A 21553-nucleotide genomic window follows, 5' to 3' on the forward strand; every position below is an offset into this window, starting at 1 on the left:
ATCGCAAAAGTTAGACATCTTTGTCTAAATAACTGCATGCGTCAGATCACATTATTCCAAGATATTTCATGAGGTCTCTTTTTATCGTTGCTAATTTGCATCTGGCAACACCGGCAAGGATTCGATTAGGGAAGGTGCGAATAAGCGGGGAAATTCTTCTCGGCTGACGCAGTCATTTCATTTCTTCATGTTTGAGCCGATTTTTTCTCCCGTAAATGCCTTGAATCAGCCTATTTAGACCGTTTCTTCGCCATTTAAGGCGTTATTCCCAGTTTTTAGTGAGATCTCTCCCACTGACGTATCATTTGGTCCGCCCGAAACAGGTTGGCCAGCGTGAATAACATCGCCAGTTGGTTATCGTTTTTCAGCAACCCCTTGTATCTGGCTTTCACGAAGCCGAACTGTCGCTTGATGATGCGAAATGGGTGCTCCACCTTGGCCCGGATGCTGGCTTTCATGTATTCGATGTTGATGGCCGTTTTGTTCTTGCGTGGATGCTGTTTCAAGGTTCTTACCTTGCCGGGGCGCTCGGCGATCAGCCAGTCCACATCCACCTCGGCCAGCTCCTTGCGCTGTGGCGCCCCTTGGTAGCCGGCATCGGCTGAGACAAATTGCTCCTCTCCATGCAGCAGATTACCCAGCTGATTGAGGTCATGCTCGTTGGCCGCGGTGGTGACTAGGCTGTGGGTCATGCCACTCTTGGCATCGACACCAATGTGGGCCTTCATGCCAAAGTGCCACTGATTGCCTTTCTTGGTCTGATGCATCTCCGGATCGCGTTGCTGCTCTTTGTTCTTGGTCGAGCTGGGTGCCTCAATGATGGTGGCATCGACCAAGGTGCCTTGGGTCATCATGACGCCTGCTTCGGCCAGCCAGCGATTGATGGTCTTGAACAATTGGCGGGCCAGTTGATGCTGCTCCAGCAGGTGGCGGAAATTCATGATGGTGGTGCGGTCCGGCAAGGCGCTATCCAGGGATAACCGGGCAAACAGACGCATGGAGGCGATTTCGTACAGAGCATCTTCCATCGCGCCATCGCTCAGGTTGTACCAATGCTGCATGCAGTGAATGCGTAGCATGGTTTCCAGCGGATAAGGTCGCCGGCCATTACCAGCCTTGGGGTAAAACGGCTCGATGACTTCCACCATGTTTTGCCATGGTAGAATCTGCTCCATGCGGGACAAGAAAATCTCTTTTCTGGTCTGACGGCGCTTACTGCTGAATTCACTGTCGGCGAAGGTGAGCTGATGACTCATGATGAACCCTGTTCCATGGCTCCAGATGACAAACATGATCTCATATCAGGGACTTGTTCGCACCTTCCTTAGCTATTTCAACCAAGGGACAATATATGCTCAGTCAAATTCAACGTTTTGGCGGAGCAATGTTCACTCCTGTACTGCTTTTTCCTTTTGCAGGTATGGTAGTAGGCATTGCAATTATGCTGAAAAACCCGATGTTTGTCGGTGAATCACTGGCAAACCCACAAGGATTATTCTTCCAGATCATCCATATTATTGAAGAGGGTGGCTGGACAGTATTCAGAAATATGCCGCTCATATTTGCGATTGGCCTGCCAATCGGTCTGGCAAATAAGGCACAAGCCAGAGCTTGTCTGGCTGTATTGGTCAGTTTCATGACCTGGAACTATTTTATCAACGCCATGGGAATGACCTGGGGCAGTTATTTCGGGGTCGACTTCAGTCAGGATGTGGGGGGTGAAAGTGGCCTCGCCATGGTGGCGGGGATCAAAACCCTGGATACCAGCATCATAGGGGCCATCGTCATCTCCGGCATCGTGACGGCACTGCACAACCGCCTGTTTGATCGCCAACTGCCGGTCTTTCTCGGCATCTTTCAGGGCAGCTCCTTTGTCACCATTGTCGCCTTCTTCGTGATGATCCCCTGCGCCTGGCTGACCCTGCTTGGCTGGCCAAAAGTACAGATGGGCATCGCCTCCCTGCAGAATTTCATGCTGGTCTCGGGTCCGGTCGGGGTGTGGGTATACACCTTCCTCGAGCGGATTTTGATCCCGACCGGCCTGCATCACTTTATCTACGGCCCATTCATCTTCGGCCCAGCGGCAGTAGAGGGGGGCATTCAACTCTACTGGGCGCAGCACATGCTGGAGTTCAGCCAGAGCACTCGCCCGCTGATTGAACAGTTCCCTCAGGGTGGTTTTGCCCTGCACGGCAACTCGAAGATTTTCGGTGCCATGGGGATTGCTCTGGCCATCTATGCCACGGCAGCCAAAGAGAACAAGGCCAAGGTGGCAGGCCTGCTGATCCCGGCCACCCTGACCGCTATTCTGGTCGGCATCACCGAGCCGCTGGAGTTCACCTTCCTCTTCATCTCGCCGTTGCTGTTTGCCATCCACGCCCTGCTGGCAGCCACCATGTCGACTGTGATGTACCTGTTTGGTGTGGTCGGCAACATGGGTGGAGGTCTGCTCGACCAGTTCCTGCCGCAGAACTGGATACCCATGTTCCACAACCATGCGGGAATGATGTTCACCCAGATCGCTATCGGGTTGGTCTTTACCGGCATCTGGTTCCTGATATTCCGCGCGCTGATTATCAGGCTCAATCTTAAAACACCGGGGCGGGAAGAAAGTGAAATAAAGCTTTATTCAAAATCAGATTATCAGGCAGCCAAAAACCAGCGTGGCAGTGATAGTGCAACACAAATTATCGAGGCGCTTGGTGGAGTCAAAAACATACGCAGTCTGAATAACTGCGCCACCCGCTTAAGAATATCGTTGGTTAACAGCAAGCTGGCAGCAGCAGATGAGGAGTTTATTAAATTGGGTGCCCATGGGGTCGTCCGCCATGGCGATAGTATCCAGGTAATTATCGGTCTGCATGTACCTCAGGTACGTGAAAATATGGAATCGATTATGAACAACAGTCATCAACAATCGTCTTTAGTAATGGAGTCATGATCATGAAAAAATTCTCTGTAGTCATTGCCGGTGGTGGCAGCACTTTTACTCCTGGTATCGTTCTGATGTTGCTGGAAAATCAACATCGCTTCCCGCTCAAGGAGATCAAATTCTACGACAACGATGGTGCCCGTCAGGAGATCATCGCCGAAGCCTGCAAAATCCTGCTGAAAGAGAAGGCTCCCGAGATCGCCTTCAGCTATGGCACCGACCCCAAAGCAGCGTTTAGCGATGTAGATTTCGTCATGGCCCATATCCGGGTTGGCAAATATCCGATGCGCGAGCTGGACGAGAAGATCCCGCTGCGTCATGGGGTGGTCGGTCAGGAGACCTGCGGCCCGGGCGGTATCGCCTACGGCATGCGCTCCATCGGCGGAGTGCTGGAGCTGGTCGACTATATGGAGCAGTACTCACCCAATGCCTGGATGCTCAACTACTCCAACCCGGCCGCCATTGTGGCCGAAGCGACCCGTCGCCTGCGTCCCAACGCCAAAATCCTCAACATCTGCGACATGCCGATCGGGATCGAGGGGCGCATGGCCCAGATTGCCGGTCTCAAATCCCGCAAAGAGATGCGGGTACGCTATTACGGCCTCAACCACTTTGGCTGGTGGACCCGCATCGAGGATCTGGAAGGTAACGACCTGATGCCGAAGATCAAGGAGCACGTCGCCCGCCACGGCTATGTGCCCAATAGCGCCAGCCATGCCGAAGCAAGCTGGAACGATACCTTCGCCAAGGCAAAGGATGTGTGGGCGCTCGACCCGGATACCCTGCCCAACACCTATCTGAAGTACTACCTCTACCCGGACTATGTGGTGGCCCACTCCAACCCGGAACACACCCGCGCCAACGAGGTGATGGAGCACCGCGAGAAGCAGGTCTTCACCGCCTGTAGCGACATCGTCAAGGCAGGCAATTCAGCAGCGGGCGAGCTGGAGATCGATGAACACGCCTCCTATATCGTTGACCTGGCAACCGCCATCGCCTTCAACACTCAGGAGCGGATGCTGCTGATCGTTCCCAATCGCGGCGCCATCCCCAACTTTGACCCGGAAGCCATGGTCGAGATCCCCTGCCTGGTCGGCAGCAGCGGGCCAGAGCCGCTACAGGTGGGCAGCATCCCGCTGTTCCAGCAGGGCATGATGGGTCAGCAGGTCGCGGTCGAGAAACTGGTGGTCGAAGCCTGGGTCGAGCACTCTTACCAGAAGCTGTGGCAAGCCATCACCCTCTCCAAGACAGTGCCCAGTGCATCGGTGGCCAAGTCCATTCTCGATGACTTGATAGAGGCCAACAAAGCCTACTGGCCGGAACTGAAATAACCCGCCCATAAACAAAAACCCCCTCGTGACAGAGGGGGTTTTTCGTGTTGGCAACGGGTGCGGATTAACGCAACGGTTTGACCGAGCGACGGACGATCAGCTCCGGCTGTACCGTCATCGATTCCACTTCCAGCTCCTTGTTGCGGATCCGGCTGACCAGATGCTTCACCGCCAGCTGGCCCAGTTCGGCCTTAGGGTGACGGATGGTGGTCAGCGGCGGGCTGGAGAAGCGCGCCATCTCCACATCGTCGTAGCCGATGATGGAGATATCGTCCGGCACCTTGACTCCCGCTTCCCAGGCAGCGCAAATCGCGCCGATCGCCATGGGGTCATCGAAGGCAAAGACCGCAGTCGGACGAGGCTGCAGGGCCAAGATGCGCTGCATGGCATCGAAGCCGCTCTGGCTCTCGTAGTCCCCTTCAAAGACCTGTTCATCTTTGAGGGTCAGACCGTGTTCGCCCAGCGCATCACGTACCCCATCCAGTCGCTGCTGGGTGGTCGGCTTGGAGAGCTGGCCAGTGATGCAGACGATGTCGCGGTGCCCCAGCTCCAGCAGATGGCGTACGGCCATGCGGGCGCCGATGCGGGCGTTGTCGTTGATGACGTTGGCGAAATCGCACTCCGTCCCCCAATCCAGTACCACCTGCGGCACGTTCTTGTGGATGCGCAGCATGTCGCGCAACGGAGTGTCGATATCGGTCCCCAATACCAGCAGACCATCCACCCGTTTTTCCATCAGCATTCTCAGGTAATGCTGTTGGCGAGGCGGCTGGTTTTCGGTGTTGCAGAGGATTAGGCTGTAGCCCTGTTCGAAGCAGTACGCTTCAACCCCTTGCACCACTTCCGCGAAGAAGGGGTTTACGCTGGTGGTCACCAGCATGCCAATGGTCTTGGTCGAATTTATCTTAAGACTGCGCGCTACCGAGTTGGGCGCGTAGTTGAGTTCTGCCACCGCCTCAATCACTTTCTGGGTCGCGTCTTCGCTGACCCGCCGAGTGTGGTTGAGCACATGTGAGACGGTGGAGATGGATACGCCTGCGCGCGAGGCGACATCCTTGATAGTGGCCATCTCTGTCTCCTGACTGTCAAAGGCGGAACATTAGCAGATTTCCCGAATAAAGGCTTGGTTTTAACGGGCTCTGCCACGGAATTGTCAATGCCGGCTAATTTAGGCGCTCATTTCTGTTTGCGCAAACGATTAATGGTCAAAATGGGAGCACCATCAGAGTAAAATATCACCAGACTAATCCTCTGTGCTTCATCATAATCACCTCTGGTTACCAAGATGTTAAGGCGAACAATCGATACTAAATTCCAATTAAACACAAATAATAGGTCATTTATTTCAAAATAAGCCCACCCCACCCCCTCTGGTTAGTATCTTTAACAGCTTGTTATTGCCCCGTGAGGAATGATAGAACCATACCTATAGCCGGATGCACGGGATGTCGATCCGGAATGGCACTCGTAAATGAAACAATCCACTGATTAAGGGACGAATCAATGCATAAGTTGAGCAAAATTACAGTAAGCGCAGCGGTTTCTTTGGCTCTGTTTGGATCGATCTCCATCGCACACGCGGCAGACACCATCAAGATAGGTATCGCAGGCCCGCTCACCGGCCCGGTTGCCCAGTACGGGGACATGCAGTTCACCGGCGGCAAGATGGCGGTCGAGCAGATCAACAAGGCTGGCGGCATCAATGGCAAGCAGATCGAAGCCGTCATCTATGACGATGCCTGTGATCCCAAGCAGGCGGTAGCCATCGCCAACAAGGTGGTAAATGATGGCGTCAAGTTCGTGGTCGGTCACCTCTGCTCCGACAACACCCTGCCCGCCTCCGACATCTATGAAGACGAGGGGATCCTGATGGTTACCCCCGCCTCCACCAACCCCAAGATCACCGAACGCGGTTACCAGCTGACCCTGCGCACCATCGGTCTGGATAGCGATCAGGGCCCGACTGCCGCCAAGTACATCATCGAGCAGGTCAAACCCCAGCGCGTGGCCGTTATCCACGACAAGAAGCAGTACGGTGAAGGTATCGCCTCCAGCGTCAAAGCCGCACTCGACAAGGCTGGCGTGAAGGTGGTGGCCTATGAAGGGATCACCGCCGGTGACAAGGACTTCTCCGCCCTGATCGCCAAACTGCAGAAAGAGAACGTCGATTTCGTCTACTACGGCGGCTATCACCCTGAGCTGGGCCTGATCCTGCGTCAGGCTGGCGAGAAGGGGCTGAAAGCCAAGTTCATGGGCCCGGAAGGGGTGGGTAACAAGGATATCTCCGCCATCGGCGGCCCGGCTTCCGAAGGCCTGCTGGTGACCCTGCCGAGCAAATACGATCTGGTACCTGCCAACGCCCCGCTGGTCGCAGCGTTCAAGGCCAAGGGTCAGGACTCCTCCGGCCCGTTCGTCTGGACCACCTATGCCGCGGTGCAGAGCCTGGCTGCCGGTATCGCCAAGGCGGGTGAAGATGACCCGGCCGCCGTTGCCGCCGCCATCAAGGCCGCACCGATCGATACCGTGATGGGCCCCCTGACCTGGGCACCTAACGGTGACCTGAAAGGCTTCGAATTCGGTGTGTTCCAGTGGCACGCTGACGGTACTTCCAGCCAAGTCAAATAATCTGCCGATCGGGGGTGAGTACGCTCACCCCCTCCTCTCTTTGCGGGCAAGTACAGGGAACGCAGTATGTCCGAACACCTCCTTTATCTCGTTCAGCAACTGCTGAACGGATTAACCATAGGCAGCACCTATGCGTTGATCGCCATTGGCTACACCATGGTCTATGGCATCATCGGCATGATCAACTTCGCCCACGGCGAGGTTTACATGATCGGCTCCTATGTCGCTTTCATGGTGATGGCGGGGCTCATGATGATGGGCATCGACAGCACCTTTCTACTGCTGGGGGGCGCCTTCCTGGTCAGTATCATCATCACCGGCACCTATGGCTGGAGCATCGAGCGGGTCGCCTACCGGCCACTGCGCGGTGGCAACCGGCTGATCCCCCTTATCTCCGCCATCGGTATGTCGATCTTCTTGCAGAACATGATGCGGATGGCACAGGGCTCGCGGGATATCGCCATGCCCAGCCTGATCTCCGGTGGCTGGACCCTGGGGGGTGAGGATGGTTTTCAGGCCAGCCTCTCCTATATGCAGCTGATCATCTTCGTGGTGACTTTCATCACCATGCTGGCGCTGACCCAGTTCATCGGCCGCTCCCGCATGGGCCGCGCCTGCCGCGCCTGTTCGGAAGATATCAAGATGGCCAACCTGTTAGGGATAGACACCCATGTAGTCATCTCCATCACCTTCGTGCTGGGGGCCGCGCTGGCCGCCGTCGCCGGGGTACTGCTCGGCATGTATTACGGCGTCATCAACCCCTACCTCGGCTTTATGGCCGGTCTGAAGGCCTTCACTGCCGCAGTGCTGGGCGGTATCGGCAGCATTCCGGGCGCCGTACTGGGCGGCCTGCTGTTGGGGGTGGTTGAAGCGCTCACCGCCGGTTATCTCAGCACCGAGTACAAGGATGTGATGGCGTTTGCCCTGCTCATTTTTGTGCTGCTCTTTATGCCGACCGGCATTCTGGGTCGTCCGGAAGTGGAGAAAGTGTGATGAAACATCAATTTATCCACGCCTGTATCGCCAGCCTGGTGCTGCTGGTGCTCTCTTTCTGGCTGCTCGGCTTCAAGCTGGAGACCGATGGCTCCAGCCTGCAGGTAGTGAGCCGCCTCGATGTATCGCTGGCCTGGCTGCTGGGGGGCGCCACCCTCGTTTTCTGGTTCCAGATGCTGCGCGGCCAGATCGCCAAGCTGTTTCAGGCCTCCATCAGCGGCTTCTCGGTCGGCTTCACCAAGCTGGTGCTACCGAGCCCGGAAGAGGCGCCCAAGCTCTATAACCTCACCGCCGTGCTGGTGCTGCTGTTTGCGGTGAGCTGGCCCTTTATGGCCTCTCGCGGCGCCATCGATCTCGCCACCCTCACCCTGATTTACATCATGCTGGGGCTGGGGCTGAACGTGGTGGTCGGCCTCGCCGGTCTGCTCGATCTCGGCTATGTCGGCTTCTACGCGGTCGGAGCCTACAGCTATGCCCTGCTCAACACCTACTTCGGGCTAAGCTTCTGGGAGTGCCTGCCCATCGCCGGGCTGATGGCCGCCACCTTCGGCTTCCTGCTCGGGTTCCCGGTGCTGCGGCTGCGGGGGGACTATCTGGCCATCGTCACTCTGGGTTTTGGCGAGATCATCCGCATCCTGCTCAACAACATGACCACCCTGACCGGCGGCCCGAACGGGATCTCCGGCATCCCCAAGCCGACCCTAGGGGGGCTGGAATTCAACCGCACCGTCAAGGATGGGGGCTTTGATACCTTCCATAACTTCTTCGGCATTACCTACAACGCCAACCACAAGGTGATCTTCCTCTACCTGATGGCGCTGGTGCTGGTGGTGGTGACCCTGTTCGTCATCAACCGCCTGCTGCGCATGCCACTGGGCCGCGCCTGGGAAGCGCTGCGGGAAGACGAGATCGCCTGCAAATCGCTGGGGCTCAACCCCACCATCATCAAGCTGACCGCCTTCACCATAGGCGCTACCTTCGCGGGCTTTGCCGGCAGCTTCTTTGCCTCGCGGCAGGGCTTTATCAGCCCGGAATCCTTCGTCTTTATCGAGTCGGCCATCGTGCTGGCGATTGTGGTGCTGGGGGGCATGGGCTCCCAGATCGGGGTGGTGCTAGCCGCCATCGTGATGACGGTACTGCCGGAGCTGGCCCGCGAATTCAACGAGTACCGCATGCTGATGTTCGGCCTCTTGATGGTGTTCATGATGATCTGGCGGCCACAAGGATTGCTGCCGATGACCCGTCCGCATCTGGAGTTGAAGAAATGAGTACACATCAGAAGTTAATGGAAGTATCTGATTTGTCGATGCGCTTCGGGGGCCTGCTGGCCGTCAACGGGGTAAAACTGGATATCGACAAGGGCGAGGTGATCTCCATCATCGGCCCCAACGGCGCGGGCAAGACCACCATCTTCAACTGCCTGACCGGTTTCTACTGTCCGAGCGGCGGCACCATCCGCTACAAGGGTGAGGAGATCCAGGGGCTGCCCGGCCACCTCATCGCCCGCAAGGGGATTGTGCGTACCTTCCAGCACGTGCGGCTGTTCAAGGAGATGACGGCGGTGGAGAACCTGCTGGTAGCCCAGCACCAGCACCTCAACACCAGCTTTATCGCAGGTCTGTTCAAGACCCCAGCCTTCCGCCGGGCGGAGCAGGAGGGGCTGGAGCGGGCCGCCTTCTGGCTGGATAAAGTGGGGCTCAAGGATCTCGCCAACCGCGCCGCCGGCAACCTGGCCTACGGTCAGCAGCGCCGCCTCGAGATCGCCCGCTGCATGGCGACCCGTCCCGAGCTGCTGATGCTGGATGAACCGGCCGCCGGCCTCAACCCGAAGGAGACCGACGAGCTGGATGAGCTCATCATGAGCCTGCGGGACGAATTTGGGGTCTCGGTGCTGCTGATCGAACACGATATGAAGTTGGTGATGGGTATCTCCAACCGCATCTTCGTGGTCAGCCAGGGCACCCCGCTGGCCCATGGCAAGCCGGATGAAATCCGCAATAATCCGGCAGTGATCAAGGCCTATCTGGGCGAGTCGTAAGGACAAAAAGATGTTAGAACTTCGCAACGTATCGACCCACTACGGCAAAATTCAGGCACTGCACGATGTCAGCGTCGAGGTGAAAGAGGGTGAAATCGTCACCCTGATCGGTGCCAACGGCGCAGGCAAAACCACCCTGCTGATGACCCTCTGCGGCGAACCCAAGCCCAGCAGCGGCTCCATCTGGTTTGAGGGGGAACAGATCAGCTCCCTCACCACCGCCCGCATCATGCGCAAGGATATCGCCGTGGTGCCGGAGGGGCGCCGCATCTTCGCCCGCCTGACGGTGGAAGAGAACCTGCTGATGGGCGCCTTCTTCGTCGACAAGGCCGAGCAGCATGGCCTGCTGGATCAGGTGTTTACCCTGTTCCCGCGCCTGCACGAACGCCTGCAACAACGGGCGGGCACCATGTCCGGCGGCGAGCAGCAGATGCTGGCCATCGGCCGCGCCCTGATGAGCAAACCGCGCCTGCTGCTGCTGGATGAACCCTCGCTGGGGCTGGCCCCCATCGTCATCCAGCAGATCTTCGACACCATCGAACAGTTGCGGCAGAAGGGGATGACCATCTTTCTGGTGGAGCAGAACGCCAACCAGGCGCTCAAGCTGGCCGACCGCGGCTATGTGCTGGAGAACGGCCACGTGGTGCTGCAAGACACGGGCGCCGCCCTGCTGGCCAACCCGGCGGTGCGGCAGGCTTATCTGGGCGGTTAACCCACTCACCCGCATGCCATATCAACAAGGGAGCCGCTGGCTCCCTTATCTTTTGTGGGGTTAGTTTGCGCCACAGCTTGCGGTACACTGGCCCGTAATCAACCTATTCGCAGGACATCCCGATGGACCAGTTTGCCCATATCAATGCCCATGATGCCCACCAGAAACTGAGCGCGGGTGAAGCCCGTCTGGTGGATATTCGCGACCCGCATTCCTTTGAAGCGGCCCACGCGGTCGGCGCCTTCCACCTCACCAACGGCACCCTGGTGCGCTTTATGAACGAAGTGGATTTCGATACCCCGGTCATCGTGATGTGCTATCACGGCAACAGCAGTCAGGGGGCGGCCCAATACCTGCTGCAACAGGGTTATGACGAGGTCTACAGTCTGGATGGCGGCTTCGAAGCGTGGCGCCGGGAGTTTCCCATCGAGGCAGGCGAGGCATGATCCAGCTGCTGGTGCTCGACAACGCCCGCATGGCACAGGCGCTGGTGGACTATCTGGCGACCCTGGGCATCTCCTGCGAGCTGACCCAGTCCGAGCTGGGGGTCACCATCTGGCTGGCGGACGAGCAACGCCTCGCTCAGGCCCAGCTGGAGGTGAAGCGCTTTCTGGCCGAGCCGGGCCACCCGCGCTACATGGAGGCCTCCTGGCAATCCGGCCGCGCCGATGCCCGCATCGACTACAGCAAGGGGATGACGGATCCCATCACCGACTTCCTCCATCAGGCGGGGCCACTGACGCTGGTGGTCATCATCGCCTGCCTCGCCATCTACGGGATCGAGGCCATCGGCCTGCCCATCTACGATGAACTGGCCTTCCACCCGACACTGGCCCAGTTCACCGACTGGCAGGCGTGGCGCTATTTCACCCCCGCCCTGATTCACTTCTCGGTGCTCCATCTGGTGTTCAACTTGCTGTGGTGGTGGTATCTCGGCGGCCAGATCGAACAGCGCCTCGGCAGCGGCAAGCTGCTGATCCTGCTGCTGGTGGGCGCCGCCCTGCCCAATATCGCCGAGTTCTTCGCCAGCGGCCCGCTGTTTGGCGGCCTCTCCGGCGTGGTCTATGCCCTGCTCGGCTACTGCTGGCTGCGCAGCAAGCTGCAACCGGCCTGTGGCCTGACTCTGCCACCGGCGCTGATGGGCTTTATGCTGTTCTGGATGGTGCTCGGCTTCTTCGACATGCTCGGAACCAGCACCGCCAACATCGCCCACCTGACCGGTCTGCTGGTCGGCCTGCTGCAAGGCTGGCTGGATCGCAACCACCAGCCGACCTGATTATTCAGCAGTTTCAGAAACGAGAACGCCGCCCCGAAGGGCGGCGTTTGCTTATGGTCTGCGCAGTTACTGCTTGAGCAGGGTGTCGTCAGTCACCTTGACCGCCGCACCGCCACTCATAAAGAAGCTGGCGAACTGGGTCTGGCTCTCGGTGGTGACCGCGCCAGTCGGATCAAAGTTCTCGTCAGGGGCCAGCAGCGAGCTATGGCCCCCTTTCAGGAAGCGCGCAGCATGGTGACCCGCCGGGAGCACGCCGGAACCCTTCAGCTCTTGCAAACCCAGTACCCGGAACAGCGGCTCGGTACCACCCAAAGGCGCGGAGGCGATGCTGTTGGGGATCACCTGATCCGGTAAGCTGAGCGCCCCATCACCAACAATTTCGGTGGCGAACAGCGGGAAGCTCTTGGCGACGCCACTGCCCAGATTGATCGGGTCGGCAGAGTCCAGCACTGACTGGGCGGCAAAGGTATAGCTCTGCAAGGTGCTCGCAGCCCCCGCCTGAGTAGCCGCATCCAGACTGGGCAGGAACTCGTTCACGAAACAGGTCGGCACCGCCGTCTGGCAACCGGGAGCATAAGCCTCAAACCCGGCCTTCAACTCAGGACTGCCCGAGGTGAGCACGCTCATCTTGATGGTCGGCCCGAAGCTCGGCGAGTTGAGCAGCAGCGGGGCGATGCCGCCACCCGGCATCGACAGACCACCGGTTGAAAACTCGAACATGCTATCAGCGGCGTTACCCATTTTCTGGTTGGCCACCGCCAGCAGATTGGCCCCGGTAATGGCACCGAGTGAGTGACCGAGGAAATGCACCTTCAGACCAGCACCACCCAATTGGCCACCCAGCCCCTTGGCATTGGCCAGACCGACAGCTAGCCGAAGGCCAAGCAGATCGGCCACGCTCTGTTTCAGGTTGTCTCGCGCCACCGTCAGATAACCCAGATTCAGATAGGGAGTCGGATTCCCGGAGGTGGTGACGGTATCCATGCTGCCGCTCAAGGCGTAGCCACGTTCGCCGTGCAGCGGATGATCGATCACCACCACAGCGACCACCTTGTTCACTGATGGGTCTAACCCAGCACCTATCTGGCCCAGCGCCAGCGCATAGGCGTTCTCCTTGATGGAGGTGACTCCGTGCTGATAGATGATCACATCAGTGACAGTGCTCAAGTTGGTCGTCGGTGCGAAGATCCGCAGCGGTACCGATTGTACTTCTGTCAGGGTCGGCAACGGGTTGAAACGGCCGATATTGCGCTCGGCATCGAGCGGCTTGCCGCCGGAAGTGAGACTCACCCCGATCAGCTGGCTCGCCTCATCGAGCAGTTCGCTCTGGCGGGTCGGGTCAGCGATCAGTGCTGCTAACTTGGCCGGCTCAACACCAGCGCCAATCAATCCACTAACCACTTCGCTATCACCCGCCTTCATAGCATTGGCGATGGCATAGAGGCTGGGAATAGCGCCGTGCCAGGATTGGGTCTTGGCATTGTCCCAGGAGCCAGCCACCGCAGGCGTAGAGAGGAAGTAAGGGAGTTTGACGGTACCGGTATACACCTTGGTCACCGCTGCAACTCCGTTTAGGGTGCCATTAGCCGCCACAGCGGCAGCAATCGCATCACGATCTTTCTGCGGCAAGAATTGCTCATTCGCCAGCTGGGTCAGAAAATCCACCCCGCCATTAAGACCGTTGATGGTATAGGTTGCCGGCAGGCTGGTGTTGCCCCTGGCGTCCTGTTTCCAGACGAACGCAGCATCCAGACCATTTTCGACTACCTTAGCTGCAGCCCCCTTCACCGCCAGCAGCACATCGGCACCAGATTGGGTGGCAAACCAGTCGGAGAAGATCACCCGATCGCTGGTGATCCCGGTGGCCGCCTTGAACAGACCTTCCTGCAGCGAGATCAGGCCGTTGATGGTCTGCTCCTGAGTGGTTGCGCCAGCTGCCGATTTGAAGCTGCTGTAATCGCCTCCCGCCTTGAGCGGTGTGCCGCGACTGTCCTTGAGGGCATCGGTCGCCACGATCATGTAGTAAGAAGAGGGATTGAGCGGCTTGAGCGGAACCAGATTAAGCTTGCCGTCCCCGCCGGTGACCACAAAGTCGGTCCCATAAACCAGTGGCTTGCCGCCCTTGACTCCGTTGGGTTGCAGAGTATCAGGATCCAGCGTGAGCTCGAGCAGGTAGAGGGGCGCAACGGCAGAGGCATACTCGCTGGCCCCCGGTGCCGGCACAGAGACACCGGTCACGGTCGCCGTTACCAGCTGGACGGGTTGGGTGGTTGACCAGCCATCCAGGGTAGAGAGAGCAGATACCGGGTTCGACAAATCTGCCGTTTCTGTCGAAAACTTCAGGGTACCATCGCTGGCACGGGGAGCCAGTACACTCGGGCGAAGACCACTGGCACCACTCAGGGCATAATCGAGGGAGCTGGTGGTGTCTCCCTTGTTGTCATCTCCACCACATCCGGCCAGCAGGGCGCTGACAACAGCTGCATAAATTAGCTTCTTCTTCATTTTTTATTCTCTTTTTATAAGGTTGTTATCCATCACAAGCCAACGGGGTCATCACGACCTCGACTGCAAGACGTTAACATAAAACCAACATCACATAAGACTCATGCCGGACAGTTCCGGCTCAGCTTTGTGGTGCATGTCATGGTTTCAGGTTAACAAAGGGGCGCAAGGGTAGCAGTTGTGGCCCCATCACCAGACCCGACCAGCCAGCGGGCACCATCACGACTAAAAAGCCGCCGCGATCTCGGCAAAGTGAGGGAATTGTCGGTAGAATGTCCGCCAACGCTTAAGGAGGACATCATGATCGACCCGAAGAAACTGGAAGAGATCGCCAAGCAGGTGCACAACTCCCTGCCGCCCGGCATCCGCAGCATGGGTGAAGAGGCCGAGAAGAAGATGCGTCAGGTACTGCAAGCCCAGTTGGGCAAGCTGGATCTGGTCAGCCGCGAAGAGTTCGACGTACAGACCAAGGTGCTGCTGCGTACCCGTGAAAAACTGGCCGCCCTCGAAAGCAAGCTGGCTCAGCTCGAGCAACAGCTCGGCGCCAAAGGCGAATAACGAAAACCCCAGCTCGGCTGGGGTTTTTGCTTTGAATTGAGCCTGTAAAAACCATCACACCTGAAGCAGATACCAAGCTCGCTTGCCGCGCGCCTTGGCCTCATACATGGCACGGTCGGCCACCTCCAATGCCTGCCGGAAGCTCAATGGCTCCTCCTCCCACAGGGCGATGCCGATACTCAGCCCCACCCGTTGCGGGCAACCGGGTTTGGGCACATAGCCGTGCATCCGGCTGATCAGGGCGTCAGCCAGTTGCGCCAGGCCATGGCTCGACACATCCCGGTGCAGATGCACCACAAACTCGTCGCCGCCGTAACGGCCGCATAGCGCCGAGCCCGGCATGATGAGGCGCAACCAGTCCGCCATCTGCTGCAACACCAGATCGCCGCAAGCGTGCCCAAGCTGGTCGTTGATCCCCTTGAAATCATCCAGATCGATAAAGAGCAGCGCCCCCGCTCCTTGCGGCTGCAGCTGGGCAAACGCCTTGCCAAACCCCTGCCGGTTGAGCAAACCGGTCAGCGCGTCGCTGTTGGCACGCTCCGCCAGTCGCTGCTCATAAGCCTTGCGTTGGGTGATATCGATATGGGAGCCCATGATCCTCAGCGGCTTGCCATCGCCATCCCGATCGACGACCCGGCCCCGATCCCACAGCCAGGTGACCTCGCCTTGCGGGTTGATGGTGCGGTATTCGGCTTCATAGAAGGGGGTTTTCCCCTCAAGGTGGGCAAAGTAGCTGCCCATGGCATGGGCGCGATCGTCGGGATGGCTTAGCGCTCCACTGATCGAAATGAGGGGCCATGTCACCGGCCTGAAAGTTCTGCAGGTTGAAGACCCGCAGCTCGCCAGTGGGAATAGTGCCCTGCCAGAGACAGATGCCGGTGCCATCGAGGGCGGCATTGAGCTTCTCCTGCAACAGGCCGTTTTCATGCTTCAAAGCAGCGATCTCTGCCTGCAAACGGGCTATTTCACCGCCATGAGGGCACGGGATCAGCGTTGCGACCCGCTCGACAGAGCCGGGCTCTCCCCTGTCATCCTCCGCAGATGCCCTGCCCTCTTCACTCAACACTGCGCCTCCTTGTGCTTGCTCTATGGATTCTCTTGTCAATCCCCCACAAAGATGCCATCAGCTAGGCTCGATTAGTAGCCATTCATAGCCAATATATTGAAAAATAATGGGATAACGCCGCGATAATCCAACTCTTCGGTACGATCCGGTACTGCGGGAGCCACAAAAACAAAAGCCCCCGGCAAAACCGGGGGCTGCGTCATCCAAGCGGGGATCCCGTCAGATAAATTCGTAGGCATCACCAAAGATGCGCTCAGGCTCGGCGCCGAGGATCTTGAACTCCTCCCGCGCGGCACCCGCCATCTCGAAACGGCCGGCGACATAGATGTCGTAGTCGTGGAGGCTGACGAAGTCATCCATGATCGCCTTGTGCACCAGCCCGCTCTTGCCGGTCCAGTCAGCCTCAGGCTCCTGCACCACCGGAATAAAGGTGAGCGGTGCATAGTCACGCTCCCACTGCTGCATCTGCTCCAGCTCATAGAGCCAGTGAGCCTGACGCACACCCCAGTAGAAGAACACCGGACGCTTGCTGCCCGTGTCGATCAGGTACTCCAGAATGGAGCGGGCGTAAGAGAAACCGGTGCCGCCCGCCATCAGGATCAGCGGACGGGGGGATTCATCGCGCAGGAACGCCTTGCCAGCCGGCAATTCGACCTCGATCTCCCCCTGCTCGCGCATGCGGGCCAGCACCTGACCGGCGTAGGCGTTCTCGGGAGTAGCACCGATTTGCAGCTCCAGCACGCCCGGGCGGGTCGGCGAGTTGGCGATGGAGAAGGGGCGCTTGTCCGAATCGCTCATCACCACCAGCAGATACTGGCCCGGCTTGAAGCTGATCGCTTGCTGCGGCGCCAGGGCCACATGCCAGATGGTGTCGACATATTCGCGCAGTTCCTCTACGCGGCATTTGATACGTTGCATTCTTGTCCTTGTGGCGGGTTCGCTCGACCCGCTTCGCTCATTGTTTCACTGTCAGGTGATGACCAGCACTGCTGGCCCCATTCGTCGAGGATACCCAAATCGCTGCGGATCTCATCCATTTTTGCAGCAAACGGGCCATTTTCGCCTCAACCGAGGATATTCAACTCATCCCAGATGGCATCGATCTTCTGCTTCACCGCCTCATCCTGCACGATGGGCTGACCCCACTCGCGATTGGTCTCCCCCGGCCACTTGTTGGTAGCATCCAGCCCCATCTTGGAGCCGAGGCCGGAGACCGGCGAGGCGAAATCCAGATAGTCGATCGGGGTGTGTTCGATCAGGGTGGTATCACGGGCCGGATCCATCCGGGTGGTAATGGCCCAGATCACATCCTTCCAGTCGCGGGCGTTGACGTCGTCATCACACACCACCACGAACTTGGTATACATGAACTGGCGCAGGAAAGACCAGACCCCCAGCATCACCCGCTTGGCGTGGCCCGGGTAACGCTTCTTGATGGTGACCACCGCCATCCGGTAGGAGCACCCCTCCGGCGGCAGATAGAAGTCCACGATCTCGGGGAACTGCTTCTGCAGCAGCGGCACGAACACCTCGTTCAGCGCCAGACCCAGCACCGCCGGCTCATCGGGCGGACGGCCGGTATAGGTGCTGTGATAGATGGCATCCTTGCGCATCGTCATGTGGGTGATGGTAAAGACCGGGAACTCGTCCACCTCGTTGTAGTAGCCGGTGTGGTCGCCATAAGGGCCTTCCGGCGCCATCTCGCCCGGCTCCAGATAGCCTTCCAGCACGATCTCGGCGCTGGCGGGCACCTCCAGATCACAGCTGATGGCCTTTACTACCTCGGTACGGCTACCACGTAGCAGACCGGCAAAGGCGTATTCGGAGAGGGTATCCGGCACTGGCGTAACAGCACCGAGAATGGTCGCCGGATCGGCACCAAGCGCCACCACCACCGGGAAGCGCTCGCCCGGATGGGCCTCCTGCCACTCGCGAAAATCGATGGCTCCACCACGATGATCCAGCCAGCGCATGATCAGCTTGTTCTTGCCGATCTTCTGCTGGCGGTAGATGCCGAGGTTCTGCCGCTTCTTGTAGGGGCCGCGGGTGATGGTGAGACCCCAGGTAACCAGCGGCGCCACATCACCCGGCCAGCAGTGCTGGATCGGGATCTGGTCGAGACCGACCGCATCTCCCTCCTGCACCACCTGCTGGCAGGGGGCGGAAGAGAGGCGCTTGGTCGGCATGTTGAGCACCTGCTTGAAGATCGGCAGCTTCTCCATCAGCTCCTTGAATCCCTTGGGCGGCTCGGGCTCCTTGAGATAGGAGAGCCAGACCCCGACCTGACGCAGGGCGCCCACATCGGGCTGGCCCATGCCCATGGCAACCCGATCCGGGGTACCGAACAGGTTGGTCAGCACCGGCATGGTGTAGCCTTTGGGATTTTCGAACAGCAGAGCCGGGCCACCCGCACGCAGGGTGCGGTCGCTGATCTCGGTCATCTCCAGATAGGGATCTATCTCGCGGGTGATGCGCTTGAGTTGTCCGTTTTGTTCCAGCTGCGCGATGAAATCACGCAAATCCTTGTATTTCATGCAAGTTCCCAACCGGGTTCAGGAGGTCACGCATTATAACCCTGGCTGCCCATCGGGTGTACCCGAATCGGGTAGCAGACTCGGTGCAATGGGTGGCATGTCACGCTGGCCGAGGCGTCTGGCCAGCGCAGAGAGCAGCTGGGGCTCGTCCACCTCCATCAACAGACCGGCCACCAGCGCCCCGTATTGACGGTTGGAGAGTTCCGCCAGCAGGTATTTCTGGGCCTGCGGCGGCAAGGGCGAGAGCGCGCTCAGTTGGCGCAGGGCGGCCCCCTTCAACCCCTCGTTGCCACTGGCGGCAATCAGCAGATCGCTGGCAGCACTGCCGTGATGGAAGCGATTGATGGTAGAGAGTGCACGCAGCGCATCCTGATCTGCTGGCCGCCGCCACAGCATGCTATAGAGCGCCGGTTCCCCGGTGCGCTGCAACAGATGGAACAACAGGTGATTGTCGGGCAGATAGATATTCTGGCTGGCCAGCACTTGCGCCTCCCGCATCCAGATCGGTTGCGGCAAGGTGTCGAGGGCCAGCAACAGGGCTTGCTGCTGCATGGCGAGATCGGGGTTACTGCTGTAGTAGATGGACTTTAGCTGGAAGCTGCCCTGGGCAAGCTGCTGCCGATAGCGCTGCATCAGTGATTGCAGCTGCCACTCCCCCAGCAACTGACGGGCTTGCGCGGCAAAATCATAGACAGGTTGCTGCACCAGAAAACCGTCTACCAGCTGCTCCTGCAGCCACTCTGGAGCCTTGTCGGCCTGTGCCTCGACCCAGCGTTGCAACGCGGGGGACGCAGGAGCGGTAACCGGAATATCCCGCAGCAGCTGCAACAGCAGGAACTCCCGCTGCTCGCGGCTCAGGGTCGCCAGCAGAGAGTCGATGGCGGCAAATTGTCCTTGCTGCAGACGGCTCGCCAGATAGTGCCGATGCGTCTGCAGCGTCTCGGCTGTCGCCGTAGCCGGAGCACTCTGCGCACAGACTGGCATTGCACTCAGCAATCCCAGCAATAACCAGACAACAGGCTTCATGACGTCTCCATCCATGCGACATCGGGATCTCATACTACTAGGGCAACCGGAAAACAGATAAACAAAAACCGCGACCAAGGCCGCGGTTTCGTCATTTTCTGACCGGACTTACTTCTGCTGGCGCCGCATGGCGTCGAAGAACTCGTCGTTGGTCTTGGTCATCGCCAGCTTGTCGATGAGGAACTCGATACCGTCGATCTCGCCCATCGGGTGGACAATCTTGCGCAGGATCCACATCTTCTGCAGCTCGTCACCAGTGGTCAGCAGCTCTTCCTTGCGGGTGCCGGAGCGGGTGATGTCGATGGCCGGGTAGACACGCTTCTCGGCAATCTTGCGCGAGAGGTGCAGTTCCATGTTGCCGGTACCCTTGAACTCTTCGTAGATGACTTCATCCATCTTGGAGCCGGTATCGATCAGCGCGGTGGCGATGATGGTCAGGCTGCCGCCCTCTTCCACATTACGCGCGGCGCCGAAGAAGCGCTTGGGACGGTGCAGGGCGTTGGCGTCCACACCACCGGTCAGTACTTTGCCGGATGACGGGATAACGGTATTGTAGGCACGGGCCAGACGGGTGATGGAGTCCAGCAGGATCACCACGTCTTTCTTGTGCTCGACCAGACGCTTGGCCTTCTCGATCACCATTTCAGCAACCTGAACGTGACGGGAAGCAGGCTCGTCGAAGGTGGAAGCGATCACTTCGCCCTTCACCATGCGCTGCATCTCGGTCACTTCTTCCGGACGCTCGTCGATCAGCAGAACGATCAGTTCACAGTCTGGGTGGTTGTAGGCGATGCTCTGGGCGATGTTCTGCAGCAGCATGGTCTTACCGGCCTTGGGCGGCGCCACGATCAGGCCACGCTGGCCTTTACCGATGGGGGAAGCCAGGTCCAGTACACGGGCGGTGATATCTTCAGTAGAGCCGTTACCCCGTTCCATACGCAGACGTTCGTTGGCATGCAGAGGGGTAAGGTTTTCAAACAGGATCTTGTTGCGGGAGTTTTCCGGGCGGTCGTAGTTGACCTCGTTGACCTTGAGCAGTGCGAAGTAGCGTTCGCCCTCTTTCGGTGGCCGGATCTTGCCGGAGATGGTATCGCCGGTACGCAAGTTGAAGCGGCGGATCTGGCTCGGGGAGACGTAGATATCGTCAGGGCCTGCCAGATAGGAGCCGTCTGCACTGCGCAGGAAGCCGAAACCATCGGTCAGGATTTCCAGCACACCGTCGCCAAAGATATCTTCACCACCCTTGGCGTGCGCCTTGAGGATGGCAAAAATGATGTCTTTCTTGTGCGCCCGAGCCAGATTTTCCAACCCCATGGATTCGCCAAGCTTGACCAGCTCGGACACAGGAGTGTTCTTTAATTCAGTCAGATTCATAGTGGTGAAAGTCTGTAAGCAAGGATTGAAATGAGGAGACAGTCTGCTGGATTGATGCTGATCGGATTTGATTGCCAGGCTGTGGTTAGCAAAGAGTCAGGCAAAAAGGTTAGCAAACGAGCGATAAACTAGCACCAATCGGGATGAGCGTCTAGGTGATAAAACACAAGGAGCGCATTATTGCAATGCGCTCCTCTTTAATTATTACAGGTTGCCGTCCAGGAACTCTTTCAGCTGAGTCTTGGACAGTGCACCGACCTTGGTCGCTGCCACTTCGCCATTCTTGAACAGCAAGAGGGTCGGGATACCACGAATGCCGTACTTGGGCGGAGTATCAGAGTTATGGTCGATGTTCAGTTTGGCTACGGTCACGCGACCTTCGTACTCTTGGGCAACTTCTTCCAGGATCGGGGCAATCATCTTGCACGGACCACACCACTCGGCCCAGAAGTCGACCAGAACGGCGCCATCGGCTTTGATTACATCTGCCTCGAAGCTGGCATCGCTCAGCTGAACAATCTTGTCACTCATCTCCAACTCCAGTCAGTAATTAAGGCTTTATTGACATATCAACAAAGGCAAT

At 58.4% G+C, this 21553-nt stretch carries 20 protein-coding genes; 10 read left to right on the top strand and 10 right to left on the bottom strand.

Annotation, left to right across the window (positions count from 1 at the left end):
- Positions 1 to 275 precede the first annotated feature (275 nt).
- Positions 276 to 1256, bottom strand: a complete 981-nt coding sequence (locus ACTG2G_RS10605) for an IS5-like element IS5 family transposase (RefSeq protein ID WP_232093577.1) — start codon at positions 1254 to 1256, stop codon at positions 276 to 278.
- 95 nt (positions 1257 to 1351) lie between these two features.
- Between ACTG2G_RS10605 and ACTG2G_RS10610 the strand changes: the two genes are divergently transcribed.
- Complete coding sequence (locus tag ACTG2G_RS10610) at positions 1352 to 2941, top strand: alpha-glucoside-specific PTS transporter subunit IIBC (RefSeq protein WP_421387671.1); 1590 nt, start codon at positions 1352 to 1354, stop codon at positions 2939 to 2941.
- The gene (locus ACTG2G_RS10615; RefSeq protein WP_206665121.1) at positions 2938 to 4263 is read left to right on the top strand and encodes a 6-phospho-alpha-glucosidase; all 1326 of its coding nucleotides are present in this window, start codon (positions 2938 to 2940) and stop codon (positions 4261 to 4263) included. Before ACTG2G_RS10610 ends, ACTG2G_RS10615 begins: the two co-directional genes overlap by 4 nt.
- Positions 4264 to 4327: 64 nt before the next feature.
- On the opposite strand, the gene ACTG2G_RS10620 is transcribed toward ACTG2G_RS10615, so the two are convergent.
- Positions 4328 to 5332: a substrate-binding domain-containing protein gene (locus ACTG2G_RS10620; RefSeq protein WP_005355925.1), complete on the bottom strand. Its 1005-nt coding sequence runs from the start codon at positions 5330 to 5332 to the stop codon at positions 4328 to 4330.
- Between the two features lie 434 nt (positions 5333 to 5766).
- On the opposite strand from ACTG2G_RS10620, the gene ACTG2G_RS10625 reads away from it, so the two are divergent.
- The 7 genes from ACTG2G_RS10625 (at position 5767) to glpG (ending at position 11907) form a co-directional block, all read left to right on the top strand.
- On the top strand, positions 5767 to 6888 hold the full coding sequence (locus ACTG2G_RS10625; protein WP_439985410.1) for a branched-chain amino acid ABC transporter substrate-binding protein: 1122 nt from the start codon (positions 5767 to 5769) through the stop codon (positions 6886 to 6888).
- A gap of 66 nt (positions 6889 to 6954) precedes the next feature.
- On the top strand, positions 6955 to 7881 hold the full coding sequence (gene livH / locus ACTG2G_RS10630) for a high-affinity branched-chain amino acid ABC transporter permease LivH (RefSeq protein ID WP_005339439.1): 927 nt from the start codon (positions 6955 to 6957) through the stop codon (positions 7879 to 7881).
- Positions 7881 to 9149, top strand: a complete 1269-nt coding sequence (locus ACTG2G_RS10635) for a high-affinity branched-chain amino acid ABC transporter permease LivM (RefSeq protein ID WP_005355922.1) — start codon at positions 7881 to 7883, stop codon at positions 9147 to 9149. The genes livH and ACTG2G_RS10635 overlap by 1 nt, the downstream gene beginning before the upstream one ends.
- On the top strand, positions 9146 to 9919 hold the full coding sequence (livG, locus tag ACTG2G_RS10640; RefSeq protein ID WP_005339435.1) for a high-affinity branched-chain amino acid ABC transporter ATP-binding protein LivG: 774 nt from the start codon (positions 9146 to 9148) through the stop codon (positions 9917 to 9919). Before ACTG2G_RS10635 ends, livG begins: the two co-directional genes overlap by 4 nt.
- Before the next feature lie 10 nt (positions 9920 to 9929).
- A complete protein-coding gene (locus ACTG2G_RS10645; protein ID WP_005342433.1) occupies positions 9930 to 10631 on the top strand; it encodes an ABC transporter ATP-binding protein in 702 nt (233 codons plus the stop codon).
- Positions 10632 to 10753: 122 nt separating this feature from the next.
- Positions 10754 to 11077, top strand: coding sequence for a thiosulfate sulfurtransferase GlpE (gene glpE / locus ACTG2G_RS10650; RefSeq protein ID WP_199416331.1), 324 nt, complete (start codon positions 10754 to 10756; stop codon positions 11075 to 11077).
- Positions 11074 to 11907 carry a rhomboid family intramembrane serine protease GlpG gene (gene glpG, locus ACTG2G_RS10655; protein WP_005339431.1) on the top strand — a complete coding sequence of 278 codons (834 nt, stop codon included), beginning with the start codon at positions 11074 to 11076 and terminating at the stop codon, positions 11905 to 11907. The genes glpE and glpG overlap by 4 nt, the downstream gene beginning before the upstream one ends.
- 66 nt (positions 11908 to 11973) lie before the next feature.
- On the opposite strand, the gene ACTG2G_RS10660 is transcribed toward glpG, so the two are convergent.
- On the bottom strand, positions 11974 to 14412 hold the full coding sequence (locus tag ACTG2G_RS10660) for a VolA/Pla-1 family phospholipase (protein WP_439985411.1): 2439 nt from the start codon (positions 14410 to 14412) through the stop codon (positions 11974 to 11976).
- A 300-nt stretch (positions 14413 to 14712) separates the two neighbouring features.
- Here ACTG2G_RS10660 and ubiK point away from each other — a divergent pair, with 300 nt between their 5' ends.
- A complete protein-coding gene (gene ubiK, locus ACTG2G_RS10665; RefSeq protein WP_005339429.1) occupies positions 14713 to 14970 on the top strand; it encodes a ubiquinone biosynthesis accessory factor UbiK in 258 nt (85 codons plus the stop codon).
- A 54-nt stretch (positions 14971 to 15024) separates the two neighbouring features.
- On the opposite strand, the gene ACTG2G_RS10670 is transcribed toward ubiK, so the two are convergent.
- From ACTG2G_RS10670 to trxA, 7 genes are all read right to left on the bottom strand, one after another.
- Positions 15025 to 15711, bottom strand: coding sequence for a sensor domain-containing diguanylate cyclase (locus tag ACTG2G_RS10670; protein WP_439985412.1), 687 nt, complete (start codon positions 15709 to 15711; stop codon positions 15025 to 15027).
- The gene (locus tag ACTG2G_RS10675; RefSeq protein WP_439985413.1) at positions 15686 to 16036 is read right to left on the bottom strand and encodes a hypothetical protein; all 351 of its coding nucleotides are present in this window, start codon (positions 16034 to 16036) and stop codon (positions 15686 to 15688) included. Before ACTG2G_RS10675 ends, ACTG2G_RS10670 begins: the two co-directional genes overlap by 26 nt.
- A 219-nt stretch (positions 16037 to 16255) precedes the next feature.
- Positions 16256 to 16954: an NAD(P)H-flavin reductase gene (gene fre / locus ACTG2G_RS10680; RefSeq protein ID WP_069556155.1), complete on the bottom strand. Its 699-nt coding sequence runs from the start codon at positions 16952 to 16954 to the stop codon at positions 16256 to 16258.
- Positions 16955 to 17100: 146 nt separating this feature from the next.
- A complete protein-coding gene (ubiD, locus tag ACTG2G_RS10685; protein ID WP_203120084.1) occupies positions 17101 to 18570 on the bottom strand; it encodes a 4-hydroxy-3-polyprenylbenzoate decarboxylase in 1470 nt (489 codons plus the stop codon).
- Positions 18571 to 18603: 33 nt separating this feature from the next.
- Positions 18604 to 19596, bottom strand: a complete 993-nt coding sequence (locus ACTG2G_RS10690) for a hypothetical protein (RefSeq protein ID WP_439985414.1) — start codon at positions 19594 to 19596, stop codon at positions 18604 to 18606.
- Positions 19597 to 19704: 108 nt separating this feature from the next.
- Positions 19705 to 20970, bottom strand: a complete 1266-nt coding sequence (rho, locus tag ACTG2G_RS10695; protein ID WP_005342418.1) for a transcription termination factor Rho — start codon at positions 20968 to 20970, stop codon at positions 19705 to 19707.
- Positions 20971 to 21174: 204 nt separating this feature from the next.
- Complete coding sequence (gene trxA, locus ACTG2G_RS10700) at positions 21175 to 21501, bottom strand: thioredoxin TrxA (RefSeq protein ID WP_005339416.1); 327 nt, start codon at positions 21499 to 21501, stop codon at positions 21175 to 21177.
- Between the last annotated feature and the right edge of the window lie 52 nt (positions 21502 to 21553).

The organism is Aeromonas sp. 55A, from assembly GCF_051919665.1.
Lineage (GTDB): Bacteria > Pseudomonadota > Gammaproteobacteria > Enterobacterales > Aeromonadaceae > Aeromonas > Aeromonas veronii.

Coding starts and splice junctions, on each gene's coding strand:
- ACTG2G_RS10605 (WP_232093577.1), bottom strand. CDS start 1,256: ATGAGTCATCAGCTCACCTTCGCCGACAGTGAATTCAGCAGTAAGCGC.
- ACTG2G_RS10610 (WP_421387671.1), top strand. CDS start 1,352: ATGCTCAGTCAAATTCAACGTTTTGGCGGAGCAATGTTCACTCCTGTA.
- ACTG2G_RS10615 (WP_206665121.1), top strand. CDS start 2,938: ATGATCATGAAAAAATTCTCTGTAGTCATTGCCGGTGGTGGCAGCACT.
- ACTG2G_RS10620 (WP_005355925.1), bottom strand. CDS start 5,332: ATGGCCACTATCAAGGATGTCGCCTCGCGCGCAGGCGTATCCATCTCC.
- ACTG2G_RS10625 (WP_439985410.1), top strand. CDS start 5,767: ATGCATAAGTTGAGCAAAATTACAGTAAGCGCAGCGGTTTCTTTGGCT.
- livH (WP_005339439.1), top strand. CDS start 6,955: ATGTCCGAACACCTCCTTTATCTCGTTCAGCAACTGCTGAACGGATTA.
- ACTG2G_RS10635 (WP_005355922.1), top strand. CDS start 7,881: ATGAAACATCAATTTATCCACGCCTGTATCGCCAGCCTGGTGCTGCTG.
- livG (WP_005339435.1), top strand. CDS start 9,146: ATGAGTACACATCAGAAGTTAATGGAAGTATCTGATTTGTCGATGCGC.
- ACTG2G_RS10645 (WP_005342433.1), top strand. CDS start 9,930: ATGTTAGAACTTCGCAACGTATCGACCCACTACGGCAAAATTCAGGCA.
- glpE (WP_199416331.1), top strand. CDS start 10,754: ATGGACCAGTTTGCCCATATCAATGCCCATGATGCCCACCAGAAACTG.
- glpG (WP_005339431.1), top strand. CDS start 11,074: ATGATCCAGCTGCTGGTGCTCGACAACGCCCGCATGGCACAGGCGCTG.
- ACTG2G_RS10660 (WP_439985411.1), bottom strand. CDS start 14,412: ATGAAGAAGAAGCTAATTTATGCAGCTGTTGTCAGCGCCCTGCTGGCC.
- ubiK (WP_005339429.1), top strand. CDS start 14,713: ATGATCGACCCGAAGAAACTGGAAGAGATCGCCAAGCAGGTGCACAAC.
- ACTG2G_RS10670 (WP_439985412.1), bottom strand. CDS start 15,711: ATGGGCAGCTACTTTGCCCACCTTGAGGGGAAAACCCCCTTCTATGAA.
- fre (WP_069556155.1), bottom strand. CDS start 16,954: ATGCAACGTATCAAATGCCGCGTAGAGGAACTGCGCGAATATGTCGAC.
- ubiD (WP_203120084.1), bottom strand. CDS start 18,570: ATGAAATACAAGGATTTGCGTGATTTCATCGCGCAGCTGGAACAAAAC.
- ACTG2G_RS10690 (WP_439985414.1), bottom strand. CDS start 19,596: ATGAAGCCTGTTGTCTGGTTATTGCTGGGATTGCTGAGTGCAATGCCA.
- rho (WP_005342418.1), bottom strand. CDS start 20,970: ATGAATCTGACTGAATTAAAGAACACTCCTGTGTCCGAGCTGGTCAAG.
- trxA (WP_005339416.1), bottom strand. CDS start 21,501: ATGAGTGACAAGATTGTTCAGCTGAGCGATGCCAGCTTCGAGGCAGAT.